The organism is Nodularia sp. UHCC 0506 (assembly GCF_034931045.1).
GTDB lineage: Bacteria > Cyanobacteriota > Cyanobacteriia > Cyanobacteriales > Nostocaceae > Nodularia.
The window spans coordinates 176,522-202,579 of sequence record NZ_JAYGHH010000004.1 but is presented as its reverse complement, the minus strand read 5'-3'; the positions used below and the strand labels follow the sequence as shown (position 1 = coordinate 202,579).

Here is a 26,058-nt window from a genome sequence, read left to right as displayed (position 1 = left end):
AGCTGCTCACGGTTACTTTGGTCGGTTAATCTTCCAATACGCTTCTTTCAACAACAGCCGTTCACTTCACTTCTTCCTAGCTGCTTGGCCTGTAATCGGTATCTGGTTTACCGCTTTGGGTATCAGCACAATGGCTTTTAACTTGAACGGTTTCAACTTCAACCAATCAGTAATTGATTCTCAAGGTCGCGTTATCGCTACCTGGGCTGACGTAATCAACCGCGCTAACTTGGGTATGGAAGTAATGCACGAGCGTAACGCTCACAACTTCCCTCTAGACTTGGCTGCTGCTGATGTTGCTCCTGTTGCTTTAACTGCACCTGCTATCAATGGTTAATCATTAAGTTTAGCTGAATAAAAATCGCCTCTCAGAAATGGGGGGCGTTTTTTATGTTTGTTTTTTGTCCCGCAGAGACGCAGAAGAATAAATACTGATTCACGGATGCAAGTGCTGTGATAGCCACACCAAAACTTCATCTATGTCTGTGGCTTGCTCCCCTGGGGGTACGGGGGGACGGTTTATCATTACAACTTTGAGTTTTAGTTCTCGTGCGGCGATAATTTTGGCATAAGTGGCATCACCACCACTATTTTTGCTGACAATAGTATCGATTTGATGGCGAATGAGGATTTCCTTCTCATTATGGAGGTTAAAAGGCCCGCGATCGCACAACAATATTCCTGGTGGTACTAAGGTATTTAACTCAGGTGGGTCAATCATCCGCATTAAAAACCAAATTTGATGCAAATGAGCAAAAGCACCGATTTCTTGCCTACCAATGCTTAAAAAAACGCGTTGTGATTGATTTTCGAGAACATCGGCAGCAGTTTTTATACTATCAACTTTAATCCAGCGATCGCCATTCACTTCTTGCCAAGGTTGGCGAATTAACTTCAGACGGGGTACTTTAACTTCCATTGCAGCATCAGCCGCATTTAAAGCAATTTGAGCCGCAAAAGGATGGGTCGCATCAATCAATAAATCGATTTTCATTTGATGCAGATACTTAGCTAGTCCAGTCACACCACCAAAACCCCCAATTCGCAAATCACCTAATGGGATTGACGGTTCACGAGTGCGACCTGCTAGAGATGAAATTACCTCAACTCCCTGAATATTAATAACTTTAGCAGCTAATTCTGCCGCCTCTCCGGTTCCACCCAAAATCAAAACTCGCATCATTTTATTTTTTCTGGGTTTTCCATCTAAGACAACATAGTTTTCTTCTTTCTTTCTTTCTTTCTTTCTTTCTTTCTTTCTTTACTTTGTGTCCTTTGCGCCCTTTGTGGTTCGTTCCTCATATAGTATAACTACTAGCACTCACCCCAAAGTTCTGATACAGAATTAGTATTAAAAATGTAGCCAAAATAAATTTAGCAAAAAAACAAACTAGGCGCAGAGAACACAGAAAAATCAAAAAAAGAGAAGTTTACCATTGAGGTGCTGCATCCAAAAAATTGAGGACTAATTCTGCCTCTATCGGTTTAGAAAATAGATATCCTTGAGCAAAACCACAATTTAAAGTTCTCAGTTTTTCTAATTGTTCTTTGGTTTCAACTCCTTCAGCAATCACAATCATACCCATTGATTCAGCAATACTTATTATAGCTGGCAATAGTCCCATATTATCGGGATTTTGTCCCATAATTTTCACAAATGATTGGTCAATTTTTAATTTAGTTAAAGGAAAATTATGTAAATAACTCAAAGAAGAATAACCTGTACCAAAATCATCCATGATTAATTTAATTTTTCTGTCTCTTAACTGATTAATAATCCTTTTGACAGCATGACTATTTTCCATAATGACACTTTCGGTTATTTCCAATTCTAAATTTACAGGATTTATTTGAGTCTCATCAATAATTTTATCGATTTCAAATATTAAATTAGGATGTGAAAATAATCGCGCACTCAAATTAGCACTAATAGTTAAATTTTTTGTTTTGTCTGAATAATTTTGCCAGATACGTAATTGATTACAAGCTGACCGCAATACCCATTTATCAATAAGATTAATTAAACCTGTTTCTTCGGCTATAGGAATAAACTCTGTGGGAAAAATCAGACCACGAACTGGATGTTTCCAGCGTATAAGTGCTTCAAATCCAGAGACTCTACCTGTGGTTAAAGAAATAATTGGTTGATAATAAACAACAAATTCTTGCCTTTCTACAGCTCGACGCAAATCATTTTCCAAATCCAAAAGCTGAATAGCTTCTTGATACATGGCTGGATCAAAAAGATGATACCTGGCTCTTCCTAAAGCTTTAGCACGATACATCGCTGTATCAGCATCCCGCAACAAATATTCTGGCTGCTCGTAATCTTTACTACCCCAGTTAATGCCAATACTAGCATTCATAAAGACTTCATATCTTGAAAGTTTAAAGCTAAGTGATAGCTGTTCCAATATGCTTTCAGCTACTTGGATGGCGGCATCAATATCTGGCAAGTTTTCCAAGATTATGCCGAATTCATCACCACCTAATCTTGCTAGAGTCTCATTTGATTTCAGACATAACTTGAGGCGATGAGCAATAGCAATGAGCAATTCATCTCCTACTAAATGCCCTAAAGAATCATTAATAACTTTAAAGCGATCGCAATCTAAAAACAGCACAGCAAACTTATAATTTGATTCCTGCTTTGCCATCTGCAAAGATTTTTCTAACCGCTTACTAAACATGAATCTATTTGGTAAGCCTGTTAGAGAATCATGTAATACCATATCCAGCAATTTACTTTGCAATTGCTGACGAGCAGCAATTTCTTTTTGCAGGATCTCTAAAGTTTTCTCTAGTTCTAATGTCCGCTCCTTTACTCTTTTTTCTAGTTCGTTGTTTAGATGCAAAATTTCTAATTGTGCTGTTCTTAATGCCAATTGATTTTGAATACGGACTAAAATTTCTTGAAAATCAAATGGTTTGCAAATATAATCAACTCCCCCGACATTAAAAGCCTTTACCTTATCGAAAACATCATCTAAAGCACTAATAAAAATTACTGGAATTTCTGCTGTAATCTCCCACTTTTTTAAGCGTCGGCAAACTTCATAACCATCAATATCGGGCATCATAATATCAAGTAAGATAAGATCCGGCAACACCGACTGGCAAGCAGTCAAGGCCATTTGCCAATTTAAGGCTTTACGAACGTTATATCCTTCTTTTGTGAGAATAGAAGACAAAACGCGGAGGTTAATGGCCGTGTCGTCAATAATCAAAATATCTTTTTTATCCGGATCTAATCGCTTGTAATTCATTCTGCTTTGGTTCTGGTCAATTCCATAATTTTTTCAAACTGATATTCGCTGGCTAAATCCCTGAACAATCGAAAAACTTGACTTTTATCTGGCGGTAATTCCTGAAGTAACTCTAAAATCAGGTCATCGCTACAAATTGCTGCGGCCTGGTTGATATTTTTTAACCAAATAGGTGGCATTTGTGACAAATGTCTGATAATTTCGGTTTCGTTGAGTAATATTTGTTGTTCTGGATCAACACCTGCTGTTTTAGTAATTTCTGCTTGGCTGATATATTTTACACTGAGATATTGTCTCACCTTATCTAGTAATACTTCCCGTGTAAATGGCTTGCGAATAAAATCATCGCAACCAGCTGATAAAATTTCCTGTCGTTCTTCCTCAAAGGCGCTAGCAGTCAAAGCAATAATCACCGTGTGAGTCTGGGGAATCCGTTGCTGCTGTTGGGTTTCTTTCCCCGGTGGAATAGTATTTAGTTTTGCAGACTTGTAAGTACATGAAGAATTGTAACCACCGTGAAGTTTCCGGTTTTGCCCACAGTTATATCCGGTTTCGATATTTGGGTGAGTAGCAAGCTGTGGCGAAAGTTTTTGCCACTTATGATGATCAGTCTTAAAAGTTTTTTTCATCCCACGGGCTGTAACACTAGCTTTAATAATTCTTGTGGCTTCGTAACCATCCATAATAGGCATCCGCATATCCATAAAAATTAGATGTGGTTGCCATTCCATCCATAGGGCGATCGCTTCTTGACCATTAGCGGCTTCTCGGACAATAAAACCAATAGATGATAGTAATTTAACTACAACCAAACGACTTTCTAATACATCATCAACTACCATTATTCGGTATAATTGCTGCTCTGGAGCTAAAGCAACTACTTGGTGTTGAGGTTGCTGGATCGGAATTTCGCTAGATAAACCTGGAGCGATTTGAATATCAAAGGTAAATTTACTTCCTATTTCCAGGATACTACTAACAGTAATATTACCACCCATCATCTGCACATATTTGCGGCTAATTGCTAAACCAAGTCCAGTACCCTCCTGAGATTTTTTTCCGCTTTCGGTTTGCCTAAAAGCTTCAAAAATTAGTTTAATTTCTTCTGGAGAAATACCAGCACCCGTGTCTGTCACCTCGAAAATCAGGGATGAGGACGAAGTTATGTCTCTATGCTCTTTTTGCTCCCTGATGTTCTGATCCTCAATCCCCAGTGAAACGCGCAATGTTATACTCCCAATTTTCGTAAATTTGAAGGCATTTTCCAAAAGATTGACTAAAACTTGACGTAATTTGCTTTCGTCAGTTCGCACATATTGAGGAAGATTAGGTGTATATTCAAATATTAGTTGTAAGCCTTTAGAAACAGCACGAAAACGAAACATTTCTTGTAAGCCATCCAAAAGGCGAACTAAGTCAAAGCTGCTGATATTCAATGTAGTTTTACCAGCTTCAACTTTTGATAGTTCCAGAATATCGTTGATTAAGTTGAGGAGATGTTCACCAGCACGATTGATGATGGACAAATTTTGTTGATGTTCGCTAGATAAAGAATAATCATAGCTCATGATTTGAGTAAAGCCGAGAATGGCGTTGAGTGGGGTACGCAATTCATGGCTCATATTAGCGAGAAATTCGCTTTTGGCGTGGTTTTCTTGTTGAGAAATTTGTTGAGATTGAATCAGTTTCTGTTGAGTGGTTTGTAATTGATTTAGTTGGCTCCGGCTGACAGATAATTCCTTATTTAAAACTTCAATTTCAGTACGTTGTAATTCCAAAGTTGTTAAAGACTTTTGCAATTGCTCTGCCATGCTGTTAAATGATTTGGCGATTTCTCCCAGTTCCTCACATCTTTGAATACTGATGCTTGGCGGAAATTCCCCCGCAGCAATTTTCTTAGTTGCTATATTTAATTGCACAATTGGTTTAATGATCCAGCGTTCAATCAAAAAGCAAATTTCTGCAACTATTAACAAAGTGACTACGCTTAAAATGATGATGATGAAAAAATTGTGATTAATTTTCGTGTTAAATTCTGCTTCGGGAATCACCACCACAATTACCCAATCAAGACCGATGTTATTTTGCCAACTGTCTATCTGCACAAAATAACGCGTTCCGGCTTCCATAAATTGGAAGTGTTGATGACCTACTAATAATCTCCAGCTACCAAACCGTTCGATTATATGCCGATTTGTGAGTCGAATTAAATAATCTTGGCTCTGTGATGCTAAAAGGTGTGAGGCCTGACCATCATGAATATTGCCTGTGAGGTCTGTTGTAGAACTAGCGACCATTAGCCCAGAACGCTCTAAAATAAAAGCTTTACCCAAGCGTCCAATTTCTTCTAAATTACTTAAAAAAATGTCGATTTGCGGCAATATTAAATCAACCCCAATCATCCCAACTAGCGGAGATTTGGGATCGTCAATAAAATAATTAGCAGATATAGATAAAATATCTGGTTGCTCTTGCCATGAAGAAATTTGACTCCAGAAAGGATTACTGAGTTCTATGATATTTTCATCCCCATATTTTAGGGGAGGATGATCATTGTTTACAGTCTTGAAATGAAATAGATTTTCTTGGTTGTTTGTTGTTTCAATATGAATTTGACCAATATCTCTATTTGCGAAAATTTTGCTCCTCAAAAGCTTGTAATTATTCAGATTTTCAACGCCGATCAATTCACCTTTGGAAATATTAAAATTGCTGTGACTGATTTGATTAATTTGTTGGAAAATATTTAAGTAGCTATTGAGGTGTTGTTCGATGCGATCGCAGATTTCAGTTTCTAATTGAATAGTTTGCTTTTTTAACGATTGCTGTCCGTTTTGCAATGACTGGTAGCCCACAAACCCGATTAAGCCAACAATTTGTAAGACAAAGGGCAAGATCAGAATTGATCTGAGTTGCACCTTGGCAGGAATTTTGCTAATTAAGCAGTTCAACAATTTAACGAATTGAAGTTTGGATAACATTGTAGTTCAATTTTTCCCCAACTCTAAAATTGAGCAAAATTAGCTCTTTTCATATTACTGTGTTTTTAAGTGATATTACTGGATGAAGTTTTGTTAAACAACCAGCAAATAACTGATACTAGTATAAGCGGATATTGAGCATTAATGGTATATACAGATTCAAATTCTTTAAGCTATTTCCTAATACACATAACCCTCAAACTTGGCTATGGTACTGTCATTACCTGAAATTAATTCATTTTGTGTTATTTGATACTTTCAAAAAACAACTAAAGATATATATTTGCACTCATTCATCAAATTTTAATTGCAAGTTATTGTTGTTATTAGCACTAAAGCTGAAGCCCTATTTAGCATTAAATGAGTTAAGACAATACTTTGAACACTCAAAGCTTTGATGTCGGGGCAGGTATGGCTATGCAAGTTATGACAAATCTACTCAATTACCAATAATAATTTTCATAAAACCGCCCCTACTTGCTTTACAATCAAAACTTTGCACTTTGCCATATTAAGTAATTATGTCAATTTCGTCACCAAGTTGAAAAGTTTTCCCCGTTTCTGCTGGCGTTAATCGTGTATTTACACTCAAGCGATAAAAATGGTTAAAGTACGATGAGTCCACCCAATTTGGTAAAGTGGCTTGTCGCTGCTGCACAAATATTTTTTGAAAGTTTGGGTAAGCTTCTCCCGAATCAGGATTGCGGGTTGGGACGATACAACGCTGACAAGGGTTGACTCCAAATAAGCTGATATCTCCCACTCGCAAAGAGACTATATTGCCTTGTTGAGTAAATAACTGATCTTCCCAAAATGCTGGTACACCATCAATTTCAATATTGGCACGGATGCGGCGACGCATTTGATCAACATTCAAACCAGGGAACCAGGAAGCTACCTCTGTTAAAGTCGCGGTACTAATGACTGTGGGTCCCGGTGAATTGGTGTCGTCGGGAAAGCCCAGGGCAGAATTTCGCCCTAATGTCACGGCAAACCCCAAGAAATCACTGAGACTATCTGCTATTTCTAGCTGTTGTTCATCCAGATGAAAGACTCTTGGTGATTCCTGTTTGGGGGTTTGCAGCGAGATAGTTCTATTTAAAATATCAAACTGTGATCTAATTAAATGGGTTTTGCCCACACGTTTACCATTGACAAACCTACCCTGTTCGTCAAAAATGGCAAACTCACGGTCAGACTCTAGCGCACCACTGGCCAGAATCTTTGCTTGCTCAACTTCAACGCCATCCAGTGATTTAACGGGGTAGAGTAGGGTTTTGGCTAAGTATGGCATTAATCTATGGATACAATGGTGGCTTGTCAAGTCCGCCAATATTATTTAGAGGCCAAAAGCGGAGTACGGCACGACCGATGATATTTTCACGAGGTACAACACCCCAACAACGGCTATCGTAACTACTGTTACGATTGTCACCTAAGACTAAGTATGAGTTGGGGGGTATAGTTTCAGGTTGTGCTAAATAGGCTTGTTGTGTTCCTGATGTGCAAACGTCAATTACTGTGCGCTGCTGGGAATCTAGGTACTTTGCTTCTTCAAGGGGTTTATTGTTGATATACACTAAGCCATCTCTGAGTTCTACTTTTTCTCCAGGTAAGGCGACTATACGTTTAATAAAAGCGTCGTTGTATTGTTCATCTTTTAGTGTTTTTGTGGGCGAAAAGACTACAATATCTCCCCTCTGTGGTTCAGAAAACCTATACTTCAACTTATCGACAATTATTTTATCTGCCTCCCACTGGTTTGGAGTCCCGTTTAGTGTAGGTTCCATAGAGCCGGAAGGAATCCAGCGAGCTTCAGCAACAAAAGTACGAATGCCTAGAGCTAGCACAATACTTAATATAACTGTTCTGGCTAGTTCAGCTAACCAGGAATTATCGGGCTGTTGAGTAGAGTTGTTATCAGACACTTGATTTCGCATGAAATTACTGAAATAAGGGAGAAGCGCAGGTAATTAACTCGTTCAGGGAGACTATATATTTCCATATTAACGAGTAAATTCTGATGTCCTGGCTGAAGCTAGCATTTTTAAAGAGGGATTTATCAGTTACAAATAAATTTTTTCCTAACGATATGCAAAAATTTATGACGGTGAGCGCAACTAAGTTTAACCTAAAAGTATAAATATCTGTCTAAATCCAGTTAGGCTCATGTCATTTCCACAAAGTTTACTGATTCGCCACGCTAGTATTATTCTCCCTCATGGTGAATTAATATGGGGAGGTGCTGACGCGTGATCGCCAAATCGTTGAATTAGCATCGGAAATCTCGCCCGCAGCACCAGTTAAGGAAATTGACGCACAAGGGTTAACTTTGTTGCCGGGTGTCATTGATCCACAGGTACTTTTCCGCGAACCAGAGTTAGAACACAAGGAAGATTTGTTTACAGTTGTGCCTGTGCCAAAGGTGGTGTGACTTCCTTATTGCCGTTCATGCCGACGACGAAGCCAGAATCAATCAACGTCGCCAAGAATTTGCGGGTATTCATGATCCGGTGATTCATTCTCAGATTCAAGATAGTAAAGTGGCACTTTTGGCAACCCAACGAGCGTTAAAACTTTCTAAAAAATATCAATGTCGTCTGCACATACTACATATATCTACAGCCGAAGCAGCTGACCTGCTGCGTCAGGATAAACCCATTTGGGTAACAACAGAGGTGACACCACAACATTTATTATTGAATACCAGTGCTGATGAAGCAATTAGCACACTGGCTCAGATGAATCCACCGTTGCGATCGCCTCACGATCACGAAGTGCTTTGGTAAGCTTTGCGCGATGGTGTCATGCACCTCACACCTTGACTGAAAAAGCTCAAGAATATCCCAATACTCCCTCTGGAATGCCAGGATTAGAAACTTCTCTGGCTGTGATGTTAACTGGATGTCTCAGGCTGTAGCGAAGGCTTATGGCATACCCAATCAAGGCGCGATCGCACCTGGTTATGATGCCGATTTAGTTTTAGTACATTTAAACACATATCGCCCAGTCAAGCGGGAGGAACTCTTAACTAAATGTGGTTGGAGTCCCTTTGAAGGCACAAACCTGATAGGATGGGCTATCAGCACCATTGTCGGTGGTCAAATTGTTTATAACCAAGGCAAAGTAAATACAGAAATTCGCGGATCAGCTTTGACTTTCTTGTAACCAAATATAATTAATTTTGTGCGCTTGTTTCAGAGAAATACAATGTATCAATTTTATTGCCTATATAAGATTTTATTTATACTTGAAAAATAGTACAAACACTAAATCAAAATTCCCAGGTAGCTCCCTGGAGAAAATTATTTTTATCCAATTAATAACTACATCGATACTTATAAATATAAGTATAACTTCTAATAAAAATTATTTAAATAAATTAATCTCATTACTTTACAAACAGCAACTTTTTGTTTATAGATTCCGAATCTTAGCTAGAAATACGAATTACAAACAGAAGCCCCAGGAATTGCAGTGTAAATGTTCAACACTTAACTTTTCACTACAATCTTTTTGTATTTAACTATCCGGATTTTTTCTCTAAATAACGTAGAGAATTAATAGGGTTAAGTAAACGGGCAAATTTCTGTGAAAACTATGTTTTATACATATAAAAATTTTATATGCACTGAATTTGTACGGTGTTAAAACCTGATTCTTGCAGTCCTGATTGTTTTGGGTTTCCGTCCGTAACTTTGCAAAAAAGCTTAACATTAGCCAGCAAAACGGAGCAGATAAAGACAAATCAGCATCCAATCAAACAAACTGAATCGCTATTTATCGAGATAATTAAAGCAATGAAGCAATAGGAATAACCGTAGTGTAAACAGATGAAAAAAATACCAGCATTTACTGAGTAATTTCAATTCATCTCACATCCCTATTCACAAAGATAATCCCCTAGAGGAAAGAGTTATGTTAATTCTCAGATGAATGTGACTTTTCTTGAGGGTAAGTATTAAAAATTATCTAGTAGCGTGCTAGATATTACTTGCAAATCCAATGTCTGTGACGGTTTGATTCCGGTTTTTATTCATCTACTGCAATATCATCTGCGAGAATACGCCAATCCTAGCTAACCGCAGCAAAAAGCTAGTAGATGTGAATCTTAACCAGTTCTGAAGTTGAACAGTATTTCATTGATTTTTGAATAATGAAGAGAACAATGTTAGTGAATTTTTTTGATGAGCGTGGTAGTGGTAGATAGAACAAGTGGGGAAAGTGCTGGGTGCTGAGTGAACAAAAGTTTCACCTGCTTCCCGGCCTCTTTGTCAACACTGTCCTCACCAATAGATATGACTACAGCAAATCCGTTGATTTTTGGTCAATAGACTCTGATTGCTACAAGTTCTCTAAGCCCACAAAGGCTGAGAGTTGGCAATTAAAAGGTCTAATTTCGGCTTGACGAGTACCGTCATCGCCATGAGTCAACACCAAACTCAAATAACTATCTGGCTTGTAGGGCATTCTTTCTGCCCATTCAATGGCTACAATTCCCGGCATCACTTCCAGACCTTCCCAATAAGTTTCTAGGTTTAAAGCTACAACCTCAGAGGGTTCTAAGCGATATAAATCTAAATGGTAAAGGGGAAAACGTCCTTGGATATACTCATTAATTAGAGTAAAAGTAGGGCTAATGATTTTTTCGGTGATGCCTAGACCTTGACCAATTCCCTGTACTAGTGTGGTTTTGCCAGTGCCTAAGTCACCTTCCAATAAAATCACACTGCCAGCCGTCAGATTTTGACCAAGTTTGATGCCTAAGTGTAGCGTTGCTTCTGCATCTGCAAGCAAAATATTCATAGCCGAGTCAAGATTGAATATTTTTTCTGGCTCCATGTTGAATTCATTTTCCCTGATGGGTTCCACTGTACCATCGCAACAAAACTCGTGCTAGTTTCTGGGGATTGTGACGCACACAACCTGTTTCATCTTCATGCAAGATATTAGCTAAAACAATTCGCCGCCCTAGTAGGGTAACATCTTCCCGATCCAAAAATACTGGATGGGAATTTTGTTGAGCATAGCGCTTGAGTGATTGTTCAGAGGGAGATTTTTTATGTACCAATACGGCATCAAACAGCTGTCTTTCTCCACAGGCGGCATCAATAGCTTTAATGTGGTCAGCAACAGTATATCCCTGAGTTTCGCCCGGTTGAGTCATGATATTGCAGATGTAGATACTAGGTACTGTAGATTCAGCGATCGCATCAGCAATTTCTGGTACAAGTAAATTAGGAATCAGGCTGGTATATAAGCTACCTGGCCCCACAATAATATAGTCAGCTTCTTTAATAGCTTTAATAGCTGCGGGTAAAGCTGGAGGATTAGCAGGAATACAGCCAATTTTGACAATTTTTCCCCCAGCTTTCGGAATACTCGACTCACCTTCAATCCGACGGCCATCGTCTAATTCTGCCCAGAGGCGAACATCACTCAAGGTAGCCGGTAAAACCTGTCCCCGCACTGCTAACACCTTAGAACTAGCTGCAACCGCCCGTTCTAAATCCCCAGTAATATCGCTCATGGCAGTTAAAAACAAATTGCCAAAGCTATGGCCTGTCAATCCATCCCCGGCCTTAAAACGATATTGAAATAATTCTGTTAATAACTTTTCTTCATCTGCCAGTGCTGCCAAACAATTACGAATATCCCCTGGTGGTAAAACGCCAAATTCCTGACGCAATCGCCCAGAAGAGCCACCATCATCAGCTACAGTCACAATGGCAGTAATATTAGCGCTGTAAGTTTTCAAGCCCCGTAATAAAGTCGAGAGTCCAGTACCACCACCAATTACTACTATTTTCGGACCCCGGTACAATCGACGATGTGCCATCAGCACATCAATTAAATCCTCTTCGTCCCCTGGTCTTAACACCTGAGTAATTGAGCTGACGGTGCGAGTTTGCCCCCAAAGCAGCAAAAGTATACCACCTAGTAATACCAAAGGGCCGCTGATATAGTGGGGTAAAATCTCAGCAATTCCTCCCAGAAAACCCCTGATCAACTCCATGGCCCAAAAAATTGGGGTTAGCTTTACCGATATAGCCAACCCCAAAATTGCCAGCAGTACACCTCCCAGGCTGATGAGTAACCAACGTTTGATAGCGAGTCCAGGAGATAACCACTTGAACCACTGGTTAACACGATGGGAAGTGCGGCGGCGCGACTGCTTTTGCAGGGCATTGAGGGCTTGTCTGAGAAAACCAATTGACATACCTGATTAGGAGCAGTGCTACAAAATAAATGATTAACAAAAAATTTACACTACTTGGGATGAACACCAAATATAGAGTTGATGAATTTATCAAGGGGAAAGTGCTGAGTGGGGAAAGTGCTGAGTGCTGAGTGCTGAGTGCTGAGTGGGGAAAGTTATGAGTTAAGAAAGTTATGAGTAGGTTTCTTTCCCCCTGCACCCTGCCCCCTGCCCCCCTGCCTCTTCTCCCCTGCCCCCCTGCCTCTTCTCCCCTGCCTCTTTTTCAACACTTTCCTTACCGCTATGATGACTACGGCCATAAATTGAATTTAATGGAAAAACGCATTTTAGGATTAGATCCGGGACTAGCAATTTTAGGATTTGGGCTAATTTCTTGCACCCAAAGTCCGGCTAAAATTCAGGATACATCGGTTAATATGGTAGATTTTGGAGTAATCCAGACTTCATCCAAAATGGAAATGGGACAGCGCTTGTGTACTTTGTTTGACGATTTGCACACTGTGATTCAGGAATTACAGCCAGATTTGGTAGCAATTGAAAAATTGTTTTTCTATCGGATGGCAAATACAATTGTTGTGGCACAGGCTAGAGGTGTATTGATATTGGCTTTAGCGCAGCATAAGCTGCCCTATGTGGAATTTACTCCTGCCCAAATTAAGCAAGCCTTAACAGGCTATGGTAATGCCGATAAATCAGAAGTGCAAGATGCTGTGGCGCGAGAATTGGATTTAGACTATGTTCCTAAGCCAGATGATGCTGCTGATGCTTTGGCTGTGGCTTTGACTGCTTGGTATCAGATTTAGTTTTGTATAACGAGAATAGTTAGTTGAACTAGAGAATAATTAATTAAGCTCAGAAATAAGCGTTAGTTATACCTATATAATTTATAGCTGTTAGGGCGATCGCCTGAACCGATAAACTGGAATTGAAAATGTGCGATCGCTTTCTAATGTCTAATTTTCTGGCATTCTAGAGTAAGGTATTAACTTGCTACAGCGTAATTTTATATATATAGCGATCGCTCCATGCCATTCACTAACTTTACTAATCCTTACAAAAATCCGGCTGATGTACCACAGAGGTATCGCCAGCATATCTATCTTCGTGACCTTGACTACTCACACAAGTTAGAAATAATTGGTAACTTACCTAAACATGAAAGCGCCCTATGAAAGTTCAGCGACTAATCGTAGACGAATTAAACAGGCGTAGTAATAAAGCAAAAGGTCTGTATACCGAAACTGAAAATTTGCTCACTGAAGCAAAAGCCCATATAGAACGCATAATTTTAGGAGAAGACGAGGTGACATGAAGGAGGGCAGCAAATATCAGCCACTCCTAGATTTTTTATGTGGCAGTGATCAAAATGAAATAACTCTATCATTTGCCGAAATTGAGACTTTAATAAAAGATTCTTTACCCAATTCCGCAAAAAGTAAACAGGCATGGTGGAGTAACCGCAGCAAAGGCTCATCACAAGCTTACGCCTGGATAGAGGCGGGATATCGTGTGGAAAATTTGGATTTTGATCAGCAACAAGTCACATTTAATAAACCTCCTGATAAATATCAAGTTCAGCTTCAGGGTGATACTGTACTGTGGAATGCTGAGTTAATCAAAGCACTGCGGCAACACATGAATTTAACACAAGCGGAGTTTGCACAAAAACTAGGTGTTCGACAAGCAACAGTTAGCCAATGGGAAAACAGTGTGTATGAGCCGACTTTAGCCACATCTAAATATTTGACCTTAATTGCAAAACAAGCTGGATTTAAAATTTAAACTCAATTTATTTACATGATAATACCTTACCGTATATAGTGTTTTTGTGTCAAACATTTTATTCGGTAAAGTATGAATATTTAAAACACCGAACCAAAAGCCCTCTTTCTCTTCTCTGATGGTCAAATATACCCAGATAACTTAATTTGCACAGGCATCATGCCCGCAGAACTGGACAGTAAACCTCCCCTATTCCCAAGCGGGTAAATTTCCTGGCATCAAACCCCAAAAGCTTTGAAATGAGAGTGTTTAGAAGCGATGAAAACACACTCACACAGACAACAACCAGGCAATAAAATTACAAATCTTGTCAGAAGCCAGCAAATAAGTTTCCGAGGCTTGCTGCTGACTTCCGGCTCCCTAATCACAAGGAGACTCTATTCATGATAAAGCCAATTAGCGATCGCCAACGTCCTTGGACGATTGTGCGCTTTTTAGAAAACAGTAAAACCCACACCGTCGCCCATTTTGCTAACCGCCAAGATGCCGACGATCATTTGAGAGTTCTGCACCGTGTTATGCCAAATGCAGAGTTCAAGATTGTGTTTGAGCCTCCACAGGAGTAAAAAAAATAGCGATCGCTCTGCAAATTATCCAGCAGAGCTGATCGAGTATCTTGATCCACAATTCAATCAATCAAACCTGTCAAAGATAGGATTAATACTAATAGTCCCTTGGAATCTCCTGAATATGTCCCCATCTTTAACTGAAGAAATTCTCTCTCAACTACCGGGCGATGTGATCGGCGGTTTGCGCCAAGGCGATCGCCTTTTAACATCCATCAGAGAAAATACCGCCCCCATCCCCACAGTAGTCAAAGAAAGTCAGCAACCTTTAGATGCTGTAGAGTGGGATGTCATAGTTTGCGGTGGGACTTTAGGGATTTTAATTGCTTCCGCCTTAGCAGTCAAAGGGCTACGGGTAGCGTTAATGGAACGGGGAATTTTACGGGGGAGAGAACAAGAGTGGAATATTTCTCGCCCAGAATTAGCAGTATTTGTGGAATTAAACTTGCTGAGTATTGCAGAATTAGAACAGGCGATCGCAACTAAATATAACCCCGCACGAGTCAGTTTTGCTGGTGGTACAGAAATATGGGTAGAGGATGTCTTAAATATTGGCGTAGATCCCGTTTATCTCCTAGATACATTAAAAACTAAATTTCTCGCTGTTGGGGGAAAGTTGTTAGAAAATACACCTTTTACTGAAGCAACAGTTCATCCAGAAGGAGTCATAGTTAACAACCAATACAAAACTAAATTATTAATCGACGCAATGGGAAATTTTTCTCCCATTACCCGCCAAGCCCGCCAAGGTAAAAAACCAGATGCTTTATGCTTAGTTGTGGGAAGTTGCGCCCAAGGTTATCCAAAAAATACCACCGGCGACTTGCTATTTTCCTTCACACCCTTAGAAAATCAATGTCAATACTTTTGGGAAGCTTTCCCCGCTAAAGATGGGAGAACGACTTACTTATTCACCTACATGGATGCAGAACCACAGCGCCTGACTTTAACCGCATTATTTGAGGAATATCTGCGACTGCTACCAGAATATCAGGGTGTGGAATTAAACCAATTACAATTTCAACGAGCGCTGTTTGGCTTCTTTCCTTCCTATCGCCAAAGTCCCATTCAAACCCCTTGGGATCGCCTGTTAACAGTGGGAGACAGCAGTGGTAGTCAATCTCCCTTGAGTTTTGGCGGATTTGGGGCGATGGTACGTCACCTCAAGCGGTTAACATTCGGCATTCATGAAGCACTAGAAAGCAATCAATTATCTGCCCAAAATTTAGCCCTCCTGCAACCCTATCAACCCAATCTGACAGTCACCTGGTTGTTTCAACAAGCTATGAGTGTGGGGATAAATCAAAAAATTGCCCCAGAGCAAATTAATCAACTACTCAAGGCGGTATTTGAGGAAATGCAGCAACTGGGAACACCAGTCTTAAAACCGTTTTTGCAAGATGTGGTACAGTTTTCGGGACTAACACAAACACTCTTAAAAACCGGTTTATTTCATCCAGGATTAATTGCCAAAATTATTCCCCAAGTCGGTTTACCGAATTTACTTGATTGGCTAGTGCATTACAGTAATTTAGGGATTTACACAGCTTTATTTAAGTTAAGTCCCATGTTAGAAACATGGATAAAAAATCAGCCCATTGAACAACAATATTATTGGCATCGTTTAGTTGACGCTTGGAAATATGGTTCCGGTGGTGACTACTACCGCCGTGAAGTCAAAAGTCCTACTCTCTAGGCTTTTCATGGATTTTGAATCAGCAGTCCTGACTCCTGTACGGGCGGGTTTACTAAGGATTTAGACGAACCCAAACTGGTTACTTAAACCCACCCCTCCTCACTTTCTACTCAGCACTCAGCACTCAGCACTTTGCTATGGTGTGTTTCAGCTAAATCTAAAAGTTCTTGTGTAGTTAAACTCCGTTTGTTCTCCATAGATGCTTGTCGCACTGCCTCTAAAACGGATTTCATGGCTTCTGGGTTCAGAGAAATACCATGTTGCTCCAGTACGTTGGATAATAGATGCCGTCCAGAATGCTTACCCAATACCAAACGTCTTTCTCCGCCTACCTCTTCCGGGGCAAATGGTTCGTAAGTATGAGGATTTTGTAGTACACCATGAGCATGAATACCTGATTCGTGAGCAAAACTATTTTCGCCGACTATTGCTTTCCAGGGATGCACATTATACCCTGATGCTGATGCTACAAGTCGGGAGATTTCCAGTAAGCGAGAAGTATCAATACCTAAATTAGTATTATGGATACGTTTGAGAGCCATGACGATTTCTTCTAAAGCGGCATTTCCGGCTCTTTCGCCTAAACCATTGACTGTTGTATTCACTGATAAAGCACCCGCTTTCATGCCGGCTAGAGCATTAGCAGTTGCTAAACCAAAATCATTGTGTGTGTGCATTTCCACTGGTATTGATAATGCTGCTACTAATTGTTTAACTTGTGTGTAAGTTGTGAAAGGTTCCAGAATTCCTACGGTGTCACAAAAGCGAAACCGTGATGCACCACATTCTTGAGCATAAAGCGCTACATCCAAGAGAAATTTTGACTCGGCTCTAGAAGAATCTTCTCCGCCTACGGACACAAACAATCCATGATCAAGGGCAAAGCTAATACTATCTCCCAGTTTCTCTAAAACTATCTGCCATTTTCCCTGAAATTTAGCAGCAATTTGGATCGCAGACACAGGTATAGATATATGCACTCGTCGCAAACCACAATCTATACAAGCTTGAATATCAGAAATTACGGCGCGATTCCAACCAAGGAGGTCAGCTTGCAAACCTAAGTCAGCAATTGTTTTTATGGCGTGTTGTTCTGTTTCACCCATTGCAGGAGTCCCGATTTCTAACTCATGGACTCCAATAGCATCAAGTAATTGCGCGATCGCTATTTTCTCCTTCAAGTTAAAAGCCACACCAGCCGCTTGTTCACCATCACGCAGGGTTGTGTCGTTGATCACAGTTTGATCCATTTCCGTAATGCCTCTGTTATCATAATTAATATACAAAGTTTTTATCAATAAATAAGTAAAACTACAATTATGCGCCAAAATTATTGAGCAAATTTAGAGTCAATCCTGTTTTTTGCCATGTCCTTTTTTGGTAAAAATTATAATGCAGATATGCTTGTTTTCCCTGCTTGATCTGCTCAGATGACTTTCTCCTCCCTGACACCAGAGGGGGTTGTGACTCAATCAAGAACCGCTAGAGGAGTTAGATCATAAAATTGTCGTAAGTATGCTATGGGAGGTAGTGTTTGCTCTCCTTTAGATGGAGGTATTGGTGACAAAATGAATTTACCATTTGGCAGGTATGTTGTGTCAGCAATTATGGCTCTCCTTAATTGAGAAATTGCACGGCTGAACCATGAAAACAAACTCACCAGTAATCAGCACATACTGAGTTTGTAGGGGCATTTATTAAGTATGATGCTGAATTATTATTTCTCTATAACTATGAAATTATGTAGAGAATCTTCAAATTTGAAGCCAGCCAAAAATTTGGGAGCTTTCGCCCCAAGATTAGCATTTTTGAATTACTTGGAAATATCAAGAATTATTGCAAATTCCCCAGCTAACCACCGACTAAGCGCTTTAATTACTGTATTAATTCCAACTTTTGATCTCTGATTTCATGAGGTCAGAAATATGAAAAACGCCTTTAAACCAATGTTTCAAGCAATTATGAATAGATTATTTTTCGTGTAAACAAATACAAGATTGATACAGGCGATCGCTTAAATATTTCACGTGGGTGGTTTCACCCCCTTCAGATCAAAGGATGAATTAGTGTAATCTCTGAAAGTAAAAGATCATCTATCCCTAATTCAACAATACAATGGGTTTGAGAACTACAAAAATTTCCTCATCTGCCCAGCTTGTATAGCACTGAGGCTATAGCCAGTAAAGAATTTTGTTTTATCCAAGCATCTTTTTATTCAGTAATCAGATTTATCGCCTTTTTTGACTCCATCACCAAAGGTAACTCACAAATTTCGACCTATAACTTGCGCTATGTAGTTCTGATGTCAATCAGATAGTGAAAACCGATGAATTAACTATGAGATTTAACAATCAGCTAATTGATGCGCCTAACTTCTATCATGCTATTGACCAATGTCCTTTAACGATTAGCCCTGATAGTTATGTAGTCGATGCCATTATCTTGATGAGTCAAAAACCCAGGATAAACCCGTCACTAACCCCCTCAAATTATCAGTTAGTTGACAGTAACGGTAATCGTCAGACTAATACCTGTGTTTTAATTGTAGACCAAGGACAGATATTAGGTATATTTACAACTACAGATATAGTTAGAATTACGGCTAATTACATTAATTTATCTCAAACAACAATAGCTGAAGTGATGGTAAAGCAAGTGATTACCCTGACACCATCCCATCCCCAGGATGTCTTTACAGCTTTGTCGTTATTGCGTCAGCATCAAATTCACCATCTGCCAATTTTAGACCAACAGAGTCAATTAGTCGGGCTGGTCACTGAAACCTCCTTGCTCAAAACCTTTGATCCCCTAAATAGGGTGAGCATGATCAAAACCTTACCGCAAAATCTACAGCCAGTAGAAGTAATCGGTTATCAAAGTTATGGTCAATTAACAACATGGTTGGACGCACAAACGCTGGAAGTTATCCAAGTTAATGAAGAACTTCAGCAAACCCTCGAAGAACTTCAAGTAGTGGAAGAAGAACTACGGCAACAAAACGAAGAACTAGCCGTAGCTCGTGAAATCGCTGAATTAGAACGTCAGCGTTATCAGGATTTATTTGAGTTCGCTCCTCATGGTTATTTAGTCAGTGATGCCGAAGGTGTGATTCGAGAAGCTAACCATGCAGCAGCTACATTGCTGTGTGTAAAGCAAAATTTTTTGGTGGACAAACCATTAGCTATATTTATTGCTGAACAAGACCGTCACGAATTTATTACCCAACTACAAACATTACACGAGATAGAAAACTGGGAAATTCACCTCCAGCCACAAGGTAGTTTATCTTTCCCTGCGAGTTTGAGAGCTGCGGCTATATATAAACAGGGTAAGCGAGTGGGTTGGCGCTGGTTGCTGTGTGACATTAGTTCCTGCAAACAAGCAGAAGCGGCGTTATATCAAGCCAGCGATGAATTAGAAAATCGAGTAGTAGAACGCACAAACGAACTTCTCATATCTAACGCGCTTTTACAAACAGAAATTACGGAACGCCAACGTGCCGAACAGTCATTGCAGCAAAGCGAGAAACTTTATCGCCAGCTAGTGGAAACTCAAACCGACTTGATTATCCGCATAGATTTGCAGGGAAAAATTACTTTTGCAAACACAGTAGTGTGCCAAGCATTGGGGCAACAAAATGAACAGTTACTTGGTCAGTGGGTTTTTCAGTTTTTCCATGCCGATGACTTGTCTCAAATGACAGAAAATCTCAAAAAATTGCTCTGTCCACCCCATGACTTGATTACTGATGAAAAACGTCTGTTGACAGTTGATGGCTTGCGCTGGCTACAGTGGAAGATTGCCGCAATTAAGAACGAAACTGGAGAGGTAGTGGAATTGCTGGGAGTTGGCAGAGACATTACCGAGCGCAAGCAGATGGAAGAATCACTGCGAGAGAGTGAGGCGCGACTAAATTTAGCCTTAGAAGCCACTAAAATGGGGATTTGGGACTGGGATCTCCTCACCAATCAAGTAGTATGCTCTGCTAATATGGCACTCCTTTATGATTTGCCTCATACTTCTAGTTCAGAAACCATAGAAGACTTTTTTAAGTTAGTTCATCCTGAAGACAGGCAATGTTTGTCTGAGATGATCACTCGCAGTTTGGCGGAGAAAAGTGAATATCAAGGTGAATTTCGGGTTGTTTGGCTGGATGGCAGTATTCATTGGCTCAGTGGCAACGGTAAAGTCTTTTGTAACGAACAGGGGCAGCCCATACGGTTGATCGGTACAACTAGGTGCATCGGCGATCGCAAAGAAGCAGAAGCAGCACTGCAAGCCAGTGAAGAACGTTATCGTTCAGTGGTTGCTGCTATGCAGGAGGGGATTATGATCCAAGACGCTAAGGGCAATATAACTGCCTGTAATGCCAGCGCCCAAAGAATTTTGGGACTTTCTGTTGACCAAATACTTAAGCACACCTCTGACGAACCTGGCTGGCAGACTATCAAAGAAGATGGTTCTCCCTTTCCTGGTGAAATACATCCATCAATGATTTCTTTGCGTACCGGCAAACCCTGCTCGAATGTGGTCATGGGAATTTATCAGCCTAATAGACAACTAACCTGGATTTCTATTAATTCCCAACCCTTATTTTATGATCATGACCCCGTTCCTTACGCCGTAGTCACTTCTTTTACTGACATTAGCGAGCAGCAAGCAGCGCTACGCGATCGCAAACAAGCACAAGAGAAAATTAGCGAACAGGCAGCCTTACTTGATATTGCTACCGATGCGATTTTAGTGCGAGATTTCCACAGCAAAATCCTATTCTGGAATCAAGGTGCAGAGCATATATATGGTTGGTCAGTAGAAGAGGCTTTAGGCAAAGATACACAAGAACTTTTTTGCAAAAAAAATTCGCCGCAACTCAAAGCAGCCCTCAAAGCTGTAATTGAATCTGGTTCGTGGCAGGGTGAGTTACACAAAGTTACGAAATCCGGTCAAGAAATTATTGTCGCCAGCCGTTGGACACTGATGTATGATGCCACAGGACAACCAAAATCCATTCTGTCTGTTGATACTGATATTACAGAAAAAAAGCAACTTGAAGAGCAGTTTTTCCGCGCTCAAAGATTGGAAAGTCTTGGCACTTTAGCCGGCGGAATTGCTCACGACTTGAATAATATCTTGACACCTATTTTGGCAGCATCTCAACTGCTACAGGTGAGATTCGCTCAAGACAAAGAACATTATCACCACCTCCTAGCAATTATTGAAAACAACAGCAAACGAGGGGCGGCTTTAGTTAAACAAGTTTTGTCATTTGCGCGAGGATTTAAGGGAGAACGCACTATAGTTCAACTCAAACATCTGATTACGGAAATTACTCAGATCACCAAACAAACATTTCCCAAATCTATCGAATTTACCATCACCATACCAGAAGATTTGTGGGCTGTTTCTGGAGATGCGACACAGCTGCATCAAGTGTTAATGAATCTGGTCGTGAATGCCCGTGATGCCATGCCAGAAGGTGGTATGGTCAGCATTTCTACGAAAAATATGTTTATTGATGAAGCCTATGCCCGGATGAATATTGATGCCAAAGTTGGACATTATGTAGTGATGACTATCACCGATACGGGAATGGGGATAGCACCGGAAATATTAGATAAAATTTTTGATCCATTTTTCACCACAAAAGATGTCGGTAAAGGCACAGGATTGGGGCTGTCAACAGTGCTGGGAATTATCAAAAGCCACGGCGGGTTTATGAATGTATCTAGCACAGTGGAGCAGGGCAGTCAATTTCAGATGTTTTTACCTGCTGTAGAAGTTAAACAACCCATCGATATCAATCATGTAGAGATAGTTCCAGGACAGGGAGAACTAATTTTATTTGTAGATGATGAAGTTGAAATTCAAGAAATTGGGAAAATTGTTCTGGAAAAATACAATTATCAAACTCTCATTGCTAGTAATGGCATTGAAGCGATCGCACTTTATGCCCAGCACAAACAGCATATCAGTGCAGTTTTAATGGATCTCATGATGCCGGAAATGGATGGAATCACCGCCATTCGCACCTTACAAAAAATGAACCCACAGGTAAAAATCATTGCTTGTAGCGGCATTAACTCTATGGAAACTTTGACAGATGCAAATCATACCACTGTCCAACTAGTTGTTTCCAAACCCTACACAGCCCCCGATTTAGTAAATAGTTTGCACCATGTACTGAGTAAAAAGTAGCTGATCGTCGTTTTGGCTGAAAGAAACTACTTGATTGGCTGTTTTTGTTGCGAAATTGAGAGGGTATAGTTATACTGATTTTGAGATAAATCACCAACGTGTATGTTGTAAGTTCCCGGCATATAAAAACCAGAAATTTCTGGATTGGTTTCAGAGAAAGTATCTGATAACACGCAAAAGCTGCCTCCAGGCCCTTCAATTCGCAGTGTGGGCTGTCCAGATCCTTTAACTGTTAAGCGTAAGTAAGGCAGTGGGTTGGTTACGTGCATAACGTGATTGGGTGTCTTAGCAATGTTGCCGCAATTACTGGGAACTGTGCCTCCAGATGTGCCATTTACAACCAGTGGTTCTGAGTTGGAATTGGGTCTAATTTGCAGTGGTTGTCCTTGAGCGGAGTTTAAATCAGCCAATGCTAAAGTCATCACCAAAGCGGCGGGTGTAAGTAGCCTCAAGATTTTCATAATGACCAATGCCCCCGACTATTTCTAGTGCAGTATTTATATCAATAAGTCTAAGTTTAGAGACGGGGAAAAACTATTCTATGTTCCTCAGTGTTTTATATGAATTTTTATTTATCCTGCAATCTCCAAAAAATAATTTCCAGGATTTGGTAGGTTTGTTGTGGAACTAGTGACTTAGAGTGAAGCTGAAACAATCATGAATCGTCAACATGAAGAAGAATTGCAACGTCGCCTGCAAAATTTAGAGGCAGAAATTAACTCTACATCTCCAGATGTGAGACAACCACCAAAAGACACACAAAAATCGCCATCTGTATTTACCAACTTTAAATCTCAGTTAACAAAACTGCAACTTTGGTTTCAAAACTTGAACGGGATCACCAAAGTGATAGTTGCTGGTGTGGGGGTAATATTGGGATTTGCGATGCTTCAAGCAGTGCTAACACTGGTGGCATCTTTGATCAGTGTGGCATTGTTAGCATTCTTAGTGTATCTTGGGTACAAATTTTTTGTATCTGGTAGCTGGCAAAAAAGGCAATAAGCAATAGCGATGAAAACAGTGTTGATGGCTCAAAACTTGGAAAAATCAGCACTTTGCTATATATTCCAACTGCGCCGAGAGCCACTTAAAGATAAATTCAAAGGAATTATGCAATGGCGACCCCAATTGTGAGGAAAAATACCAGTCAATCTAGCCAGTCTAACAAACCGGAAAAAGCCAAGTCATTGCCATTAAACTCTAGGCGTTTGGCTGCATGGGCAACTGAAATCAGCTTAGTCGTAGTTAGTGGGCTAGTTCCCTTTGGACTTGGTGTTTATGTCAATTCTCGCAGCGATCTCAATCGTGTGCCACTTCATCCAGTATTGGTAGTCACAGAAAGAGCGATCGCCCAACCCTTGGCTTTACCTGTAAGCTATGGTATTCGCAACGTCGCAGCCCCGACAAATTTTTTGTGGCTCATAGCCTTGTTAGCCCCTGTCACTCTTTCATGGTGGCAATTATATTTACTGGGAAAAACAGGTAGTACTATTCCCAAGCGCAAATTTGGTGTGCGAGTTGTCAACGAAGTAGGCAAACCAGCCGGTTTAGTAGCAGTTGCCGCACGGGAAGGAATTGGTCGCTGGACTGTACCTGTTTCCATTGCCTATATTCTTTGGCGCTACAGTTTTGCTTTTCCCAATTTAGGATTGTTCACATTTTTGGCTGTATTGATGGTGCTGGGAGAAGGGCTGGCCTTACCTGCACGTCGAGGTCGTCGCGCCCTGCATGACTGGTTAGCAGGTACATATACAATTGATGCCAATATTCCCTTGCCATTATCTGCTCAGGTGAATAAATCTCCAGTCACGCAGTCCGGGGAGGAATTAGCCCCTGTATCAATGTCTATGCTCACAGGGGAAAGCACAAATACTACTACTCTATGGCGACGGATGCGGCAAAACCCTAGCCGGACTTTGTTTGGGGTAGCGCTAGTCAGCATGATAGCCGTGCTAGGAACTTTAGTCGCCACCCAAGTTTATATCCAAACTCAACAAACCCGGCGGGAAACCAAGCAAATCAATAGCCAAAAATTTCTGGCTCTTGTAGAAACATTGAATCCTAACTCTGGTGCTAACACAGAGGAACGCCAAACTATAATTCTGGCAATGGGTGGAGTCAACGATCCTGATGCCATCCAATTTCTCACAGACCTGCTGGTTCAAGAAACTGACCCCATCATTCTGAAAACAATTCAACAAGCTTTAGCCACTGTGGGACTCAAAGCTATTCCAGAATTAAAAATTAAAAACCAGTTTTTAGCAGGTGAATTAAAGGGTAGCACTGCATCTTCAGAACGGCAATTGCGAGAACAGCAGTTACATATTAACCAGCAGACAATCAACAAAATTCTGAGTGTCTACAGCGCCCAAACCGCAGGTGTTGATCTCAGTCAGGCTGAATTAGGACAAAGTGGCACTCCAGAAACTTCATTTTTTAACTTGGTCTTAGATAACGTTGATTTGTCGGGAATTAACCTCAAATCGGCAAATCTTAACCAAGCCAATTTTAAAGGTAGTATCTTTCGCGCACCTGGTGAGGATGGACGCTGGGATACTTTTGACGATGCGATCGCTGATTTGAGCCAAGCTCAAATGAAACAAGTCAATTTCACTGATGCTAATCTCAGTCGCGTGATCATGAATCGGAGTGATTTAAGCCGCGCTACCCTCAATAGAGCTAATTTATCTCATGCCCGTTTAATTGCTGCTGATCTCAGTAGCACCCAGCTAGTGGGAGCCAATTTGCGGGGTGCATTCTTAGAGAAAGCCAGCTTCACTGGGGCTGATATCGGTGATGCTAAGTTCAACGAAGCCAATTTGTATGCGGCGCGTTTAAGTCGAGTCATTGCCATCGGCACACATTTATCCTATGCCAACTTAGCTAATACTGATTGGCGAGGAGCAGACTTATCGGGAGCCTATTTAGACCGGGCTAATCTCAGCAATGCTAACCTCAGCGCCACTCGACTTACTGGTGCTGTTTTGCGCTCCGCTAAACTAGAAAATACCAACTTAGAAAATGCTGACCTGAGTTTTGTCGATTTACGGGGAGCAAATGTCGCAGGTGCTGATTTTAAAGGCACAGTTCTCGCTCCTGTCCCACAAAATCCCGCCGACCAATTTGTGCAAATGCCAGAGTTAGGCTCAGTCTCTGCTGTAGTCCAAGGTGTTGATTTTTCTCAAGCCAAAAATTTAGACCGTCGGCAAATAGCTTACATTTGTACCCAGGGCGGTTTACATTCTAGTTGTCCGTAGAAATGGGGAATGCGGTAATTAGTTGTAGGTAAATTATTACCTAATTAATCAATAATAGCGGTAATATTAAGTATTCAAATGAACTGATAACGTTC

General features: G+C 40.5%; 19 protein-coding genes and 2 pseudogenes. 12 read left to right on the top strand and 9 right to left on the bottom strand.

Features of this window, described 5'->3' with window-relative positions:
• A pseudogene (locus VB654_RS05335) lies at window positions 1-337 on the top strand (photosystem II q(b) protein); the annotation flags it as partial.
• 99 nt (window positions 338-436) lie between these two features.
• On the opposite strand, the gene VB654_RS05330 reads toward VB654_RS05335, so the two are convergent.
• The 5 genes from VB654_RS05330 to lepB all read right to left on the bottom strand — a co-directional run bounded on the left by VB654_RS05330 (window position 437) and on the right by lepB (window position 8,187).
• A complete protein-coding gene (locus VB654_RS05330; protein WP_323212493.1) occupies window positions 437-1,183 on the bottom strand; it encodes a cobalt-precorrin-6A reductase in 747 nt (248 codons plus the stop codon).
• Between the two features lie 247 nt (window positions 1,184-1,430).
• Complete coding sequence (locus VB654_RS05325) at window positions 1,431-3,266, bottom strand: EAL domain-containing protein (protein ID WP_323212492.1); 1,836 nt, start codon at window positions 3,264-3,266, stop codon at window positions 1,431-1,433.
• Complete coding sequence (locus tag VB654_RS05320; RefSeq protein ID WP_323212491.1) at window positions 3,263-6,247, bottom strand: ATP-binding protein; 2,985 nt, start codon at window positions 6,245-6,247, stop codon at window positions 3,263-3,265. The genes VB654_RS05325 and VB654_RS05320 overlap by 4 nt, the downstream gene beginning before the upstream one ends.
• Window positions 6,248-6,758: 511 nt before the next feature.
• Complete coding sequence (locus VB654_RS05315) at window positions 6,759-7,541, bottom strand: MOSC domain-containing protein (RefSeq protein WP_323212490.1); 783 nt, start codon at window positions 7,539-7,541, stop codon at window positions 6,759-6,761.
• Between the two features lie 4 nt (window positions 7,542-7,545).
• Window positions 7,546-8,187: a signal peptidase I gene (gene lepB / locus VB654_RS05310; protein ID WP_323212489.1), complete on the bottom strand. Its 642-nt coding sequence runs from the start codon at window positions 8,185-8,187 to the stop codon at window positions 7,546-7,548.
• Window positions 8,188-8,416: 229 nt separating this feature from the next.
• On the opposite strand from lepB, the pseudogene VB654_RS05305 reads away from it, so the two are divergent.
• Window positions 8,417-9,415, top strand: a pseudogene (locus VB654_RS05305) (amidohydrolase family protein).
• Between the two features lie 988 nt (window positions 9,416-10,403).
• Entirely contained in the window at window positions 10,404-10,457 is a 54-nt protein-coding gene (gene patS, locus VB654_RS25195) for a heterocyst-inhibiting signaling peptide PatS (protein ID WP_416235658.1), read from the top strand.
• Between the two features lie 134 nt (window positions 10,458-10,591).
• Here patS and tsaE read toward each other — a convergent pair whose 3' ends face one another.
• Both tsaE and VB654_RS05295 read right to left on the bottom strand, forming a co-directional pair.
• On the bottom strand, window positions 10,592-11,053 hold the full coding sequence (gene tsaE / locus VB654_RS05300; protein WP_323212504.1) for a tRNA (adenosine(37)-N6)-threonylcarbamoyltransferase complex ATPase subunit type 1 TsaE: 462 nt from the start codon (window positions 11,051-11,053) through the stop codon (window positions 10,592-10,594).
• 43 nt (window positions 11,054-11,096) lie between these two features.
• Complete coding sequence (locus VB654_RS05295) at window positions 11,097-12,467, bottom strand: gluconeogenesis factor YvcK family protein (protein WP_323212487.1); 1,371 nt, start codon at window positions 12,465-12,467, stop codon at window positions 11,097-11,099.
• Window positions 12,468-12,778: 311 nt separating this feature from the next.
• Between VB654_RS05295 and ruvC the strand changes: the two genes are divergently transcribed.
• From ruvC to VB654_RS05265, 6 genes are all read left to right on the top strand, one after another.
• Window positions 12,779-13,270, top strand: a complete 492-nt coding sequence (gene ruvC / locus VB654_RS05290; protein WP_323212486.1) for a crossover junction endodeoxyribonuclease RuvC — start codon at window positions 12,779-12,781, stop codon at window positions 13,268-13,270.
• Between the two features lie 222 nt (window positions 13,271-13,492).
• Complete coding sequence (locus tag VB654_RS05285; protein ID WP_323212484.1) at window positions 13,493-13,639, top strand: hypothetical protein; 147 nt, start codon at window positions 13,493-13,495, stop codon at window positions 13,637-13,639.
• Window positions 13,636-13,779, top strand: coding sequence for a hypothetical protein (locus tag VB654_RS05280; RefSeq protein WP_323212482.1), 144 nt, complete (start codon window positions 13,636-13,638; stop codon window positions 13,777-13,779). The genes VB654_RS05285 and VB654_RS05280 overlap by 4 nt, the downstream gene beginning before the upstream one ends.
• Window positions 13,776-14,249, top strand: a complete 474-nt coding sequence (locus tag VB654_RS05275) for a helix-turn-helix transcriptional regulator (protein WP_323212481.1) — start codon at window positions 13,776-13,778, stop codon at window positions 14,247-14,249. The genes VB654_RS05280 and VB654_RS05275 overlap by 4 nt, the downstream gene beginning before the upstream one ends.
• Before the next feature lie 383 nt (window positions 14,250-14,632).
• Window positions 14,633-14,815, top strand: a complete 183-nt coding sequence (locus VB654_RS05270) for a hypothetical protein (protein ID WP_323212480.1) — start codon at window positions 14,633-14,635, stop codon at window positions 14,813-14,815.
• A gap of 124 nt (window positions 14,816-14,939) precedes the next feature.
• Window positions 14,940-16,511 (top strand): FAD-binding oxidoreductase, encoded by a 1,572-nt coding sequence (locus VB654_RS05265; protein WP_323212479.1) that lies wholly within the window; start codon window positions 14,940-14,942, stop codon window positions 16,509-16,511.
• Window positions 16,512-16,621: 110 nt separating this feature from the next.
• On the opposite strand, the gene nifV is transcribed toward VB654_RS05265, so the two are convergent.
• Complete coding sequence (gene nifV, locus VB654_RS05260; protein ID WP_323212478.1) at window positions 16,622-17,761, bottom strand: homocitrate synthase; 1,140 nt, start codon at window positions 17,759-17,761, stop codon at window positions 16,622-16,624.
• Between the two features lie 1,087 nt (window positions 17,762-18,848).
• On the opposite strand from nifV, the gene VB654_RS05255 reads away from it, so the two are divergent.
• Window positions 18,849-22,706 carry a PAS domain S-box protein gene (locus tag VB654_RS05255; RefSeq protein WP_323212477.1) on the top strand — a complete coding sequence of 1,286 codons (3,858 nt, stop codon included), beginning with the start codon at window positions 18,849-18,851 and terminating at the stop codon, window positions 22,704-22,706.
• 26 nt (window positions 22,707-22,732) lie between these two features.
• Here VB654_RS05255 and VB654_RS05250 read toward each other — a convergent pair whose 3' ends face one another.
• On the bottom strand, window positions 22,733-23,167 hold the full coding sequence (locus tag VB654_RS05250) for a hypothetical protein (RefSeq protein ID WP_323212475.1): 435 nt from the start codon (window positions 23,165-23,167) through the stop codon (window positions 22,733-22,735).
• Window positions 23,168-23,363: 196 nt separating this feature from the next.
• Between VB654_RS05250 and VB654_RS05245 the strand changes: the two genes are divergently transcribed.
• Both VB654_RS05245 and VB654_RS05240 read left to right on the top strand, forming a co-directional pair.
• Window positions 23,364-23,708: a hypothetical protein gene (locus tag VB654_RS05245; protein WP_323212474.1), complete on the top strand. Its 345-nt coding sequence runs from the start codon at window positions 23,364-23,366 to the stop codon at window positions 23,706-23,708.
• 113 nt (window positions 23,709-23,821) lie between these two features.
• Complete coding sequence (locus VB654_RS05240) at window positions 23,822-25,963, top strand: pentapeptide repeat-containing protein (protein WP_323212472.1); 2,142 nt, start codon at window positions 23,822-23,824, stop codon at window positions 25,961-25,963.
• The last annotated feature ends 95 nt before the right edge of the window (window positions 25,964-26,058 follow it).

Bases quoted from the DNA above. Each gene is read 5' to 3' on its own strand.
- VB654_RS05330 (WP_323212493.1), bottom strand. From the start codon at position 1,183: ATGATGCGAGTTTTGATTTTGGGTGGAACCGGAGAGGCGGCAGAATTA.
- VB654_RS05325 (WP_323212492.1), bottom strand. From the start codon at position 3,266: ATGAATTACAAGCGATTAGATCCGGATAAAAAAGATATTTTGATTATT.
- VB654_RS05320 (WP_323212491.1), bottom strand. From the start codon at position 6,247: ATGTTATCCAAACTTCAATTCGTTAAATTGTTGAACTGCTTAATTAGC.
- VB654_RS05315 (WP_323212490.1), bottom strand. From the start codon at position 7,541: ATGCCATACTTAGCCAAAACCCTACTCTACCCCGTTAAATCACTGGAT.
- lepB (WP_323212489.1), bottom strand. From the start codon at position 8,187: ATGCGAAATCAAGTGTCTGATAACAACTCTACTCAACAGCCCGATAAT.
- tsaE (WP_323212504.1), bottom strand. From the start codon at position 11,053: ATGAATATTTTGCTTGCAGATGCAGAAGCAACGCTACACTTAGGCATC.
- VB654_RS05295 (WP_323212487.1), bottom strand. From the start codon at position 12,467: ATGTCAATTGGTTTTCTCAGACAAGCCCTCAATGCCCTGCAAAAGCAG.
- ruvC (WP_323212486.1), top strand. From the start codon at position 12,779: ATGGAAAAACGCATTTTAGGATTAGATCCGGGACTAGCAATTTTAGGA.
- VB654_RS05285 (WP_323212484.1), top strand. From the start codon at position 13,493: ATGCCATTCACTAACTTTACTAATCCTTACAAAAATCCGGCTGATGTA.
- VB654_RS05280 (WP_323212482.1), top strand. From the start codon at position 13,636: ATGAAAGTTCAGCGACTAATCGTAGACGAATTAAACAGGCGTAGTAAT.
- VB654_RS05275 (WP_323212481.1), top strand. From the start codon at position 13,776: ATGAAGGAGGGCAGCAAATATCAGCCACTCCTAGATTTTTTATGTGGC.
- VB654_RS05270 (WP_323212480.1), top strand. From the start codon at position 14,633: ATGATAAAGCCAATTAGCGATCGCCAACGTCCTTGGACGATTGTGCGC.
- VB654_RS05265 (WP_323212479.1), top strand. From the start codon at position 14,940: ATGTCCCCATCTTTAACTGAAGAAATTCTCTCTCAACTACCGGGCGAT.
- nifV (WP_323212478.1), bottom strand. From the start codon at position 17,761: ATGGATCAAACTGTGATCAACGACACAACCCTGCGTGATGGTGAACAA.
- VB654_RS05255 (WP_323212477.1), top strand. From the start codon at position 18,849: ATGAGATTTAACAATCAGCTAATTGATGCGCCTAACTTCTATCATGCT.
- VB654_RS05250 (WP_323212475.1), bottom strand. From the start codon at position 23,167: ATGAAAATCTTGAGGCTACTTACACCCGCCGCTTTGGTGATGACTTTA.
- VB654_RS05245 (WP_323212474.1), top strand. From the start codon at position 23,364: ATGAATCGTCAACATGAAGAAGAATTGCAACGTCGCCTGCAAAATTTA.
- VB654_RS05240 (WP_323212472.1), top strand. From the start codon at position 23,822: ATGGCGACCCCAATTGTGAGGAAAAATACCAGTCAATCTAGCCAGTCT.